Here is an 11,622-nt window from a genome sequence, read left to right as displayed (position 1 = left end):
ACCGATTCCAGAGCGTACAATGAGAAGGTTAAGGTTTGCTAATCGTGGAGAGTTTCTACCAATATGGCCGACGTGGGGGCAACGGGAGCCGAAATTCGGGCAACACGGATTGAGAAAGCCAAAACACTGCAAGCACAGGGCATGAACCCCTATGCCTATCGTTGGGAGCGCACCCATACTGCAGCAGTTCTGCAAGAAAAATATGCTCACTTGGCCGCTGGTGAAGCGGTGGGCGATCGCGTCAGTGTCGCCGGTCGGATTATGGCGCGGCGCGTCTTTGGCAAGCTGGCCTTTTTTACACTTCAGGACGACAGCGGCACAATTCAGCTTTACCTCGATAAGCAAACCATTAGCCAAGGCATGGGGGAAGCCGCCTTTGCCGATTTGAAACACCTGACGGATGTCGGCGATATCCTTGGCGCTGTGGGCACCCTCAAGCGCACAGAAAAGGGTGAACTCTCGGTTGTGGTGGAATCCTACACCATGCTCACGAAGTCATTGCTGCCTCTGCCGGACAAGTGGCACGGCCTCACGGATGTGGAAAAACGCTATCGTCAGCGCTATGTGGATCTCATTGTCAACCCCCACGTACGCGATACGTTCCGCAAGCGAGCACTGATCACCGCCGCCATTCGCCGCTACCTCAATGAACAAGGCTTTATTGAAATTGAAACGCCGGTGCTACAGGCGGAAGCCGGGGGAGCCGAGGCTCGTCCTTTCATTACCTATCACAACACGCTAGAGATGCAGCTTTATTTGCGCATTGCCACAGAACTGCACCTGAAGCGCCTGATTGTCGGTGGTTTTGAGAAGGTCTATGAACTGGGGCGCATCTTTCGCAATGAGGGCATCTCAACCAAGCACAACCCTGAATTTACGTCCATTGAGGTCTATCAGGCCTACGCCGACTACAACGATATGATGACGCTGACGGAGGCAATCATCACCACAGCAGCGATGGAGGTGTTGGGCACGCTCAAGATGACTTATCAAGGGGAAACGATTGATCTGACGCCGCCATGGCGACGGGTGACCATGCACGATGCAGTGTTGCAAGCCACTGGGATTGATTTTCGCCAATTGTGCGATCTAGCAGCGGCGAAGAAAGCAGCCCAAAAAGCAGGGGTAAAAGACTTAGACGCCTGTGACACGATTGGCCGAGTGCTTAACGAAGTGTTTGAGCAGACTGTTGAACCGACATTGATTCAACCCACCTTTGTTCTTGACTATCCTGTGGAGATTTCCCCCTTGGCCAAGCCCCACCGCAGCCAACCGGGACTGGTGGAGCGATTTGAATTATTTATCGTTGGTCGCGAACACGCCAATAGTTTTTCGGAGTTAACGGATCCCTTGGATCAACGGCAACGCTTGGAGGAACAGGCACGGCGCAAAGCGGCTGGGGATTTGGAAGCCCACAGTGTCGATGAAGATTTCCTCACAGCTCTAGAGCATGGAATGCCACCGACCGGGGGCTTAGGCATTGGCATTGATCGCTTGGTGATGTTGCTGACGGATTCCCCCAGTATTCGGGATGTGATTGCTTTTCCGCTGTTGCGTCCAGAATCGGTGAGTGGTCAAGTTTGATTGGTTTGCTAAAATCTTAAGCATATTTGCTGAATTCCTGATACTGAATGTCCACTGAATGGAGGCATGGCCAACAATGTCAGTGCAAACCATTGAAAAACCAGCAACCGTTCGCAAGTTGGCGCCCCGCTATCGTGTGCTCCTTCACAATGACAATGTCAATTCCATGGAGTATGTGGTGGAGGTATTGCTGAAGACGGTGCCGAGCCTCACCCAACCCCAAGCCGTGGATATCATGATGGAGGCGCACCTGACGGGAGTGGCCTTGGTGATCACCTGTGCCCTTGAGCATGCTGAATTTTATTGTGAAGGCCTGAAAATGGCAGGGCTGACGAGTACCATTGAACCGACTGAATAAGCCACTTTTCGCTCAGTTTTGGCGGCAAATGATCCGCCGTCCCTTCTGGATTCGCATCGTTAGTTTTGCCCTAACGCTGGTGCTGCTGTGGCTGCCCATCGGTTTGAGCATCTATTTTCTCTGGGGAGAGGGCGGTGCTGCCAGCTTTGTCAATATGGGGCTGTTGTACCTCATCTTTATTCTCTTGCTGCGAGTCTGGGGACGGCGGGTACACCAACAGCGATCGCCCCTAGTGTTTTATGGCCTTAAGGGGGGGTGGAACTTTGGGCGGGATGCCCTGCTGGGCTGGCTGGCGGGGGTGTTTTTGGTTGCCCTGCTATTTCTCATCGAAGGACTCTTGGGCTGGGTAACGTGGCAGGGGCTACCGGATCGCTTTGGGCTACTGCTGTTGGATGGCGTCCTCACCGGTGTTGCTGTGGGCTTTGCTGAGGAATTGTTGTTTCGTGGCTGGCTGTTGCAGGAGCTAGAGCTAGAGTACCAACCATGGTTTGCCTTGGTGCTCAATGGCCTGATCTTTGCCGCGTTGCACTATCTGCATCCCTTGGAGGTCATTTTGGCCACATGGCCGCAGTTTTTCGGCTTGGCACTGTTGGGCTGGATTCTTGGTTTGAGTAAATGGATCTTTGGCGGACGATTGGGCTTTCCCATGGGACTCCACGGTGGCTTGGTCTGGGCTTATTTTGGTGTCAACGTGGGCAAATTGGTGAGCTATACGGGGGTAGCGCCAGAGTGGCTAACCGGCATCAATGGCAACCCGATCGCTGGCCTGATGGGGGTAGGTCTTTTAATTTTGGTGGCCTTGGGGCTTAGCTACCGCGTCGCAACCGCACCATAAAAAAGCCATCCATATCGTGCCGTTGCGGCCACACGGTGATCCAGCCTTCGGGGGTAGCTTTGAGGGGAAAGGTTGGGGGTGGCCGCTCAATGTGCCACTGGGGATGGTGAGCTAAAAAGTGTTGAATCTGGGCTTCATTTTCGGCAGGTTCTAGGCTACAGGTGGCATAGACAAGCAAACCTTGGGGTTTCACCCACTGGCAAACATTGGCTAAGAGTTGAGCTTGTAGGGGTAGGAGTTCAGCCAAGCGTGTTCTCAGGGGTTGCCAGCGGCTATCGGCATGGCGGTGGAGGGTACCTGTACCGGAGCAGGGCACATCTAAAAGAACGCGATCGCCCATCGCTGCAAAATCCCCTGCTGTTGAACTATCAAGGGTGTGAATTTCAATACTCTTCAGGCCGAGGCGATCGCGATTTTGCTGCAATTTCCGCAGGCGACTGGGGGTGCGATCGCAGGCAATGACGCGGCCTTGATCGGCCATCAACTCAGCAATATGCGTGGTTTTGCCCCCCGGCGCTGCACAGGCATCAATCACCACCTCACCGGCCTGCGGATCCAGTAGATGACTCACCCATTGCGCCGCCCGATCCTGAACTGACCAGTGCCCTTCACGATAGCCGGGGAGTGACTGCATGGGTTGGCTACAGTGGGGCAGGACGAGTCCTTGGGGCAAGTCGGGAATTGGTTTGACGCCACAGCCTGCCGCCGCAAAGTCAGCCATCAGTTGGTTAGCCGTTGTTCGCAATGGATTGAGGCGTAGATCGAGGCGGGGGGGATGATTAAACCACTGACAGAGGGCAATACACTCCTGTTGTCCTAAACGCTCCAACCAAGATGCAATCAGCTCATCGGGAAAGCTATAGCGACACCCCAGTTGGGAGACCAAGGGCAGGGGAGCAATGAAAGCCTCAAGGGGATCGCAGGTTGAACGGGTGTAACGGCGCAAAACGCCATTCACCAGCTTGGCAAAGCCGCCTAAACCCATCTCTTTGACCAGTTCAACGCTGGTGTCCACGGCAGCATGGGGGGGAACGCGATCCAGATAGCGCAGTTGGTAGAGGCCAAGGCGCAACACTAACTGTACCTTCAAGGGCGGCAGTTGCTGACAAAACCCCTGAACAAGGGTATCTAGGGTGCGCTGTTGGCGGATAGTCCCATAGACCAGTTCAGTGATCAGGGCGCGATCGCCCCCTTGGTGGGAATACTGCTGCAACACCTGATGGAGCGCCACATCGGCATAGGCTCCCTTGGCCACCCGTTCTAGGGCATCGAGGGCAAGACGCCGCGCACTTAGTTCCACGCCGATTGTTCAATCATTTCCCGCTGTTCACTGGTGGCGATCGGCCATTCGGGGTTGTCACCGCCAATGACAAGCGTTTTTAAGGGTACATAGTCCTCACTAAATTGGCTGAGGGCATTAATCAGAACATCCAAGGCTAAAGCGTCACTGGTGCCCAAGTCAAACCAGCAGCGTGCCCAGCGATCGTTGTATTCAAACTCGCCCATATTGTGCATCACGGCCATCATCGAACTGTCAGCCTGGGCGCGATCGTACTCTAGGTGACTGAGGTCTAACCCCGTTTCTTGGACTTGGAGATTCTCAGCATTGAATCCCCCCAGCTTCCCGAGGAAAAACCACGAGTTAAAGACTTCCTCAAGGTACTGCTGCTCAACGGATGAAGGCGGTGCGGCAAATTCCACCCAAATCCATAAATCAAAGGGATCGACCTCACGAAAGATCACATTCATACCCCAGCCCCCAGTAAGCCTTTCTGGAATGCAGGCCGTTGTTGCAAGCGAGCCACGTAGTTCGCCACTGCAGGATAGGGACTCAAATCCACCTGAAAGAGCATCTGTAGATAGGCCAGCACTGACCCGAGGGCGACATCGGCAACGGAAAAGTCATTGCCGAGAATGTAGGATTGCCCCATGAGGGCGGTCTCAATGCCTTTGAGTAGTCGCGGCAGCTGGCGATCGCGCGTTTCAGGCGGAAACATTGCCTGTGTCAAGGTGGAATTGGCAAACAGCACCCACTGATAAACTTGGGCAGCGGCAGCCGCATCCTTAGGTAATTCACCGTGAACTTGGGCAAGATAAAGCAAAATCGCCCCCGATTCCCAGAGCACGACATCCCCATCAACAATCACAGGCACTTTACCCATGGGGTTGAGTTTGAGAAAGTCGGGCTGATGTTGCTCCCCGGCTTGTAGATCCATCAGCACAAATTCATAGGGAATTCCCAATTCTTCTAAATACCAGCGAACAATACTGGCGCGGGATTTAGCACCACCATAGAGCTTTAGCATAGGTCAGTTCAGCGATCTGTTGTGTCAATTAATCTAAGTCACTTTTAATCTAAGTCACTTTTATTATGCGCTTTGATCGGCCGCAAAATGATTTCTTGCCTCACAGTCCTCAACGCCAAAGCAGATGCAGCGGCCATTCGGCGACCATTTCCGCCAACTCCTCATTGGAGTGTTGACCACAGGGCAGCACCCCCAGCACGGGCACTTGGGTAAAACGGCTGAGAAATTCTGGTGGTGTCCACTGCGCAATATCCGTGTCGCTACAGGGGGTGACACAGTTGAGAATCAGACCGCGAATGTCCAGCTTGTACTGCCGCGCAAGGGCAATATTGGCAACAATTTGGGCGATCGCCCCCAAGCGCACCGTTGCCACCAAGACAATGGGCAACTTCCAAGCGGCTGCCAAGTCCGCCACCGTCCACTCCCAAGTCATGGGCGACCCTAGACCGCCAATCCCTTCAACTAAAAGGTAATCAAATCGCTGCTGAAGCTGCTGGTAGGTTTGCCACACAGGGGCTAAATCAATCGTGCGCTGTTCCAACTCGGCGGCAATGGGAGGCGCAAGGGGTGCTGCAAAACTGAGGGGACACACTTCACTGGCGGTTTGTTGCAGGGGCAGAGTTTGGCAGTAGTAGTCACCGTCTCCGATTTCGACCGCAGTACCGCTCTGCATTGGTTTGAGAATGCCCCAGCGTTCTTGGGGACGATAGCGATGGGCGTAAGACCACAGTGCCCGCGTGATCATCGTTTTGCCCACACCGGTATCCACACCCGTAATCAGTAGGGACTGGCAATGCTGAGAAATAGTGACGCCCCCCTAACGCGAAAATGCTCAATCATTATATCTATTTCATTAAATGTGACGGCAAAATAATGTTGGGCAATATTGGTCGCAAGTCATCCACAGACACAGGGCCAAAGTTCATAATGGTTGGGTATTCAAGGGTGAAGTCCACGAGGGTTCCCCGCCGTCCATAGGCACAGCGCCCCCCATCCACAATCAGCGGCACTTGCTCGCCATAGTATTTTTGGGCGTCCTCAAAGCTGACAATGAGTTCCGTCCCCACTTTCACCGTTGCTGCCACCAAAAAGAAGGGCAAGGCACCCACGAGATCGTAGATAAAGCGATCGGGACAAGCGAGATAGACACAATCAAAACCCTGCGTAATTTGTGGGTCTAGGTGGGGCTTGCCCTTGACAATCATAGTGACGGGGTAGGGAAAGTGAGCCAGCAGGGTTTTTGCCTCTTGGGAGAGGTCTGCCACTTCAGCCGCGCGATCGCCCCGGGTGAGAATGGCTAAGGGCTGTTCCGTACTAAAGTGCTTGAGACGACGCAGCTTCGCGATCGCCCTTGGACTCGTGCCGTTGACGACAAAGCTATAGACCGTGGCCATGGGCAGAATAATGACATGATCCTGCTGCAAGTGGGTTTGAATGGTTTGAAAGCTGCGAGTATCAGCGGGGAGCGATCGCGCCAAGGTGGTCATGTTTGGTACTCCGAAAATCATTAGGCAGTAAATGCGCCCTTGATCTCTAGTCTATGCTCAATAGGTTTTAGGGGGAGTTGAGAATAGATTGCGTTTAATGATGAGTCTGATAAGCATGATCGCAAGCGGTGCAGTTTCAACTACCCTAGGAAATAGTCCTTAATGAGTGTATGCCGCGCAACCATGGCCGAGACCTTAATGTTTAATGCCCTTCGTGCTGCCATTGATGAAGAAATGGAGCGTGACCCCACAGTGTTTGTGCTGGGGGAAGATGTGGGACATTATGGCGGCTCCTACAAAGTCACCAAAGACCTCTACAAAAAGTATGGTGAACTGCGTCTATTGGATACCCCCATTGCTGAAAATAGCTTTACCGGCATGGCGATCGGGGCAGCAATGACCGGCTTGCGTCCCATTGTCGAGGGCATGAACATGGGCTTTTTGCTCTTGGCCTTCAATCAAATCGCCAACAATGCTGGCATGCTGCGCTACACCTCTGGCGGCAACTTTAAAATTCCGATTGTGATTCGCGGTCCCGGCGGTGTTGGCCGGCAATTGGGGGCAGAGCACTCGCAGCGTCTTGAAGCCTACTTTCAAGCAGTCCCCGGATTAAAAATTGTTGCCTGCTCAACCCCCTACAATGCCAAGGGCTTGCTCAAATCGGCGATTCGTGATCCCAACCCAGTGCTGTTCTTTGAGCATGTACTCCTGTACAACCTCAAGGAGGATATTCCAGAAGAGGAATATCTGCTGCCCCTCAATAAAGCTGAGATAGTCCGCAGTGGCGAAGATGTTACCATTTTGACCTACTCGCGGATGCGCCACCATGTGCTGCAAGCGGTGAAGACACTGGAAAAAGAGGGCTATGATCCAGAGGTCATTGACCTGATTTCCCTGAAACCCTTGGACTTTGAGACAATTGGTGCCTCGGTTCGTAAAACGCATCGGGTGGTGATTGTCGAAGAGTGCATGAAAACCGGTGGCATTGGGGCTGAGCTTTCGGCCTCGATTATGGAACGCTACTTTGACGAACTGGATGCCCCTGTGGTCCGCCTTTCCTCCCAAGATATTCCCACCCCCTACAACGGTACCCTAGAGAATCTCACAATTGTGCAACCGCCCCAAATTGTAGCGGCCGTGCAGCAGCTGGTGCAGGGACAGGTCTAACCATGGGTAAATATCGCGGCTGGCTGATTGTCATTTTGGTGTTGCTGATGGCCGCCACTTGGGTGATTGTGCGCACACCGGCTCGACTGGGCTTAGATCTGCGGGGGGGTGCCCAACTGACGCTGCAAGTGCAAACCACGGACAAGGTGCCCCAAATTACGCCCCAAGTGCTGGCGGCAGTGCAAGGGGTGGTGCAACGGCGGATTGATGGCTTGGGTGTTGCCGAAGCTGTGGTGCAAACTGCTGGGGATGACAAGCTCTTGGTGCAATTGCCGGGGGTCACCGATCCTCAGCAGGCGGAACGGATTCTTAAGGGGACGGCACAACTGCTCTTTGCCGCCCAGAAGCCGGGCACAGAGACCCAATTGCAAATTGAGCGGCAACTTCAGTCGCAACTGCTCTTGGAACAGGCGCAACTCTTGGCGGAGCAGGCTCAAAATGCCAATCATCCTGATGCCCTGAAGGAGATTGAGGCAAAGCTGGCCAAAAACCGTGAATCCCTTGAAAAAAGCCAACAGGCGATCGCCCGCCTCTTCACGCCCTCGGATTTGACAGGCGCAATGCTCAGGGAAGCCTTTGCCAGTCCCGTCGCCCCGGGATCCCCGAACTGGAGTGTGATTGTCCGCTTTGACAGCCAAGGGGCTGAACTTTTTGCCCAACTGACCAAGGAGATTGCTGGCACGGGGCGCAGCCTGGGGATTTTTCTTGACGATCGCCTGATTAGTGCGCCAACGGTGGCGGTGGAATATGCAGAAACAGGGATTGTTGGCGGAAGTGCAGAGATTTCCGGTGGCTTCACTGCCCAAACTGCCAATGATTTAGCCATTCAGTTACAAGGGGGGGCGCTGCCCGTTCCCCTCGAGGTGGTGGAAAACCGCACGGTGGGGGCTTCGCTGGGTCAAGATAGCATTCGCGATAGCCTCTATGCCGGTTTGGCGGGCTTGGTGTTGGTGCTGATCTTTATGGTGGCCTACTACCGCCTGCCGGGATTGATTGCCGACATTGCCCTGATTCTCTACGCCATCTTTACCTACGCGGCGTTTCTGCTGTTTGGGGTGACGCTGACACTGCCGGGGATTGCGGGCTTTATTCTCAGTATTGGTATGGCGGTGGATGCCAACGTGCTGATTTTTGAGCGCACCCGCGAGGAGTTACGGGCAGGCAAAACCCTCTACCGTGCCGTTGAATCGGGGTTCGATCGCGCCTTTGCCAGTATTCTCGATAGCAATGTCACCACCTTGATTGCCTGTGCTGCCCTCTTTGCCTTGGGGACAGGGTTTGTGCGCGGTTTTGCTGTGACCCTTGCCATCGGCATTGGCATTAGTATGTTTACGGCGCTGACCTGTAGTCGCACGTTCTTGTTTTACGCCATTAGCATTCCCAGTCTGCGTAAGCCCAATTGGTTCTGTCCAAAACTGGAGAGCTTTCGATGAGCTTTAGTGTCAATCGCCAGCGATCGCTCTGGTGGGGGTTATCCTTAGTAGTCATTCTCAGTGGCCTTGTGGCAATGGCCATCTCTTGGGTGTCCCTAGGGAGTCCCCTGCGCTTGGGCTTGGATTTTATCGGTGGCACACGGCTGCAATTTGAACTGGCCTGTAGCGCTACGCAGACCTGTTCTCAGCCGATTGATATTGATGCGGTGCGTCAAGTGCTTAATCAGCAAGGCCTAGGCAACAGCAGCCTGCAAATTATTGATCAGTACGGGGTGAGTATTCGGACGGTACCCCTCGATGTGGATCAGCGCACTCGCCTCAGTGCTGCCCTCACGCAGAAAATTGGTGACTTTGACCCCCAGAAAACGCAGATTGAGACCGTTGGCCCTACCCTTGGCGAAGAAATCCTGCGATCGGGGTTGCTGGCGCTCTTGGTGTCGTTTATTGGCATTACGATCTATCTCACGCTGCGTTTTCAGTTTGACTATGCCTGTTTTGCCCTTGTCGCCCTTGTCCACGATGTGTGGGTGACCACGGGGGTGTTTGCCATTTTGGGACTCGTGGCAGGGGTGGAAATTGATAGCCTCTTTATTGTGGCGCTGCTCACGATCATTGGTTTTTCTGTGAACGATACGGTGGTGATCTACGATCGCGTGCGGGAAACCCTGAAGCTCAACCCAGAGCTTGGCATTAAAGAGGTGGTGGATCAGGCGGTTGTGCAAACCCTTGGCCGCTCGATTAATACCACCCTAACGACCCTACTGCCCCTGATTACGATCTTCATCTTTGGCGGTGACACGCTGCGCTACTTTGCCCTAGCGCTGATCATTGGTTTCACGATGGGGGCTTATTCCAGTATTTTTATTGCCAGTACCCTCCTTGCTTGGTGGCGCGATCGCCAGCCGCCTCGTCCCGCCACGAATACACTGGAGACAACGCCTACGCCCTAACTGGTTGTGCTCATTCCCCTCACCCAAGAAAAAGTCCGTCAATTGGTGCCACTGGTGGCCACGGGTTCCCAGTATCGCTATGTTTGGGGCAAACTTCAGGACTTTCTACGACGCTTAACCTTCTCTGTGGTGGCGGTGGCCATTGTTGCTTTTGGTTTGAATTTTTTAGGGGATAGCACCCAACTGGTTTTGGGTCTGATTGCAGGTCTCTATTGGCTCTGGGCACCGGCAGTATTGGCCTCATTTCGCAATCGTCGCCATCGGCGGTTTCCCTATGGGGGTTTTTGGCGCGGGCGCGTCTTGGATGTCTATGTCACCGAAGAATTGGTGGGCAAAGAGGAGACGGTGAACGACAAGGGGCAACTGGTAATTATCGAGAACCGTGAACGCTGCTTGAATCTGGAGATTGGTGATAAAATCGGCTTTGAAACCAGAGTGCAGGCCAAGTTACTGCGTCAACATCGAGGGATTCGCCCCGGCGATGCAGCGGAAATGCTGGTTCTCTCCCGTCGTCCTGATCTGGCAGAGATTGAACTGATTTCTGAAGTTTTCCTGCCCCGCCATCGCCTCTGGATTGGCACCTACCCCATTTTGCAGCGGGATGCCTTTATTGATCTATCAGAAACACTGCGGCGCAAAGCGCGTTCAAAAGCCCCTCGGCGATCGCCCCGACCACGACGTTCCAGCCTGTGATACCTTAAAGGAAAGAAATAAAAGTTAACAATTCCTGATATTCCCTTGACTGCTCTTACCTCCCCCTCGGTTTTTCCTGCGCTGCGCCTTGGCTCACGGCTGGCTTGGTTCCTTTTTGGCTTTGCTGCCTTCTTGGTGTCGGTTCCCGTGTTTATTGAAGCGCCCCTCGTGCGGACACAGCCTTGGCTGAGTTTGGCTCTGACGCCGCTGCTTCTAGGTCTTAGTTTCTATCTCCAACGCCAACCCCACTGCCGCTATTGGGGGGAGATGCTCTATGGATTTAGCTGGTGCTGGGGGGCAGGGTCGCTCTACTGGGCATGGTTGCGCTGGGAACCCCTGTGGCACTTGCCCATTGAGGCGCTCCCCATTCCGCTCATGCTCTGGCACCTACGGCAGCGGCAGCAACTGGTGGGGGTGTTCTTTTTTTTGGGATCTTTTCTGGGCACCGCCATCACCGATGCCTACTTTTACCTGATTGATGTGATCCCCCATTGGCGAGCCATCATGTACCTTGAAGGGGATGTGATTTCCGTTCAGGAGATGCTGGCACAGGCGATCGCCCAAGCCCAGACCTTTAGTGGCCAAGTGTGGGGGGTTCTCTTGAGCCTGAGTTTGCTCCTCATTGGTTTGCTGCCCCTCTTTGAATCCCAGATTCGTCGTGGCTATCCCGCTGTTTTGCCTGTGTGGGGATTTATGGGCGCTGTCTTGAGTACGCTCGTTGTTGATGGTCTCTTTGGCCTCACCATTGGTTTATTATCCTTGAGTTAAGACAGTTCTCTCTAAAACCATCAGAGAGGGATTGAGCGCCA

13 protein-coding genes are annotated in these 11,622 nt (G+C 53.9%); 8 read left to right on the top strand and 5 right to left on the bottom strand.

From position 1 onward, the window contains the following. The first annotated feature begins 63 nt into the window (after positions 1-63). The 3 genes from lysS (at position 64) to RHJ31_RS11715 (ending at position 2,777) form a co-directional block, all read left to right on the top strand. On the top strand, positions 64-1,584 hold the full coding sequence (gene lysS, locus RHJ31_RS11725) for a lysine--tRNA ligase (RefSeq protein WP_302676713.1): 1,521 nt from the start codon (positions 64-66) through the stop codon (positions 1,582-1,584). Positions 1,585-1,660: 76 nt separating this feature from the next. Next, on the top strand, positions 1,661-1,942 hold the full coding sequence (clpS, locus tag RHJ31_RS11720) for an ATP-dependent Clp protease adapter ClpS (protein ID WP_024123996.1): 282 nt from the start codon (positions 1,661-1,663) through the stop codon (positions 1,940-1,942). 28 nt (positions 1,943-1,970) lie between these two features. Beyond that, entirely contained in the window at positions 1,971-2,777 is an 807-nt protein-coding gene (locus tag RHJ31_RS11715; protein ID WP_302676710.1) for a CPBP family intramembrane glutamic endopeptidase, read from the top strand. Here the strand turns inward: RHJ31_RS11715 and RHJ31_RS11710 are convergent. From RHJ31_RS11710 to RHJ31_RS11690, 5 genes are all read right to left on the bottom strand, one after another. Then, the gene (locus tag RHJ31_RS11710) at positions 2,749-4,077 is read right to left on the bottom strand and encodes a 16S rRNA (cytosine(967)-C(5))-methyltransferase (protein ID WP_302676709.1); all 1,329 of its coding nucleotides are present in this window, start codon (positions 4,075-4,077) and stop codon (positions 2,749-2,751) included. The genes RHJ31_RS11715 and RHJ31_RS11710 overlap by 29 nt on opposite strands. Then, the gene (locus tag RHJ31_RS11705; RefSeq protein WP_286649548.1) at positions 4,068-4,526 is read right to left on the bottom strand and encodes a DUF3531 family protein; all 459 of its coding nucleotides are present in this window, start codon (positions 4,524-4,526) and stop codon (positions 4,068-4,070) included. The genes RHJ31_RS11710 and RHJ31_RS11705 overlap by 10 nt, the downstream gene beginning before the upstream one ends. Then, positions 4,523-5,083 (bottom strand): glutathione S-transferase family protein, encoded by a 561-nt coding sequence (locus RHJ31_RS11700; RefSeq protein ID WP_302676708.1) that lies wholly within the window; start codon positions 5,081-5,083, stop codon positions 4,523-4,525. Before RHJ31_RS11700 ends, RHJ31_RS11705 begins: the two co-directional genes overlap by 4 nt. A gap of 109 nt (positions 5,084-5,192) precedes the next feature. Continuing rightward, positions 5,193-5,828, bottom strand: a complete 636-nt coding sequence (bioD, locus tag RHJ31_RS11695; protein ID WP_399375711.1) for a dethiobiotin synthase — start codon at positions 5,826-5,828, stop codon at positions 5,193-5,195. A 100-nt stretch (positions 5,829-5,928) separates the two neighbouring features. Beyond that, positions 5,929-6,591 carry an L-threonylcarbamoyladenylate synthase gene (locus tag RHJ31_RS11690; RefSeq protein ID WP_302676706.1) on the bottom strand — a complete coding sequence of 221 codons (663 nt, stop codon included), beginning with the start codon at positions 6,589-6,591 and terminating at the stop codon, positions 5,929-5,931. A gap of 162 nt (positions 6,592-6,753) precedes the next feature. Here RHJ31_RS11690 and RHJ31_RS11685 point away from each other — a divergent pair, with 162 nt between their 5' ends. The 5 genes from RHJ31_RS11685 to RHJ31_RS11665 are packed head-to-tail and all read left to right on the top strand — an operon-like array spanning position 6,754 to position 11,581. Beyond that, a complete protein-coding gene (locus RHJ31_RS11685; protein WP_302677819.1) occupies positions 6,754-7,737 on the top strand; it encodes an alpha-ketoacid dehydrogenase subunit beta in 984 nt (327 codons plus the stop codon). A gap of 2 nt (positions 7,738-7,739) precedes the next feature. Next, positions 7,740-9,170 carry a protein translocase subunit SecD gene (gene secD / locus RHJ31_RS11680; protein ID WP_302676705.1) on the top strand — a complete coding sequence of 477 codons (1,431 nt, stop codon included), beginning with the start codon at positions 7,740-7,742 and terminating at the stop codon, positions 9,168-9,170. After that, entirely contained in the window at positions 9,167-10,120 is a 954-nt protein-coding gene (gene secF / locus RHJ31_RS11675) for a protein translocase subunit SecF (RefSeq protein ID WP_302676704.1), read from the top strand. Before secD ends, secF begins: the two co-directional genes overlap by 4 nt. 6 nt (positions 10,121-10,126) lie before the next feature. Further along, the gene (locus tag RHJ31_RS11670; protein ID WP_302676702.1) at positions 10,127-10,813 is read left to right on the top strand and encodes a phosphate ABC transporter permease; all 687 of its coding nucleotides are present in this window, start codon (positions 10,127-10,129) and stop codon (positions 10,811-10,813) included. Positions 10,814-10,858: 45 nt separating this feature from the next. Next, entirely contained in the window at positions 10,859-11,581 is a 723-nt protein-coding gene (locus RHJ31_RS11665) for a DUF3120 domain-containing protein (protein ID WP_302676701.1), read from the top strand. The last annotated feature ends 41 nt before the right edge of the window (positions 11,582-11,622 follow it).

This window comes from Thermosynechococcus sp. JY1331, assembly GCF_031583475.1.
Classification (GTDB): domain Bacteria; phylum Cyanobacteriota; class Cyanobacteriia; order Thermosynechococcales; family Thermosynechococcaceae; genus Thermosynechococcus.
Note: the sequence above shows the minus strand (reverse complement) of the source record. Positions and strands in the feature narration are given on the sequence as shown.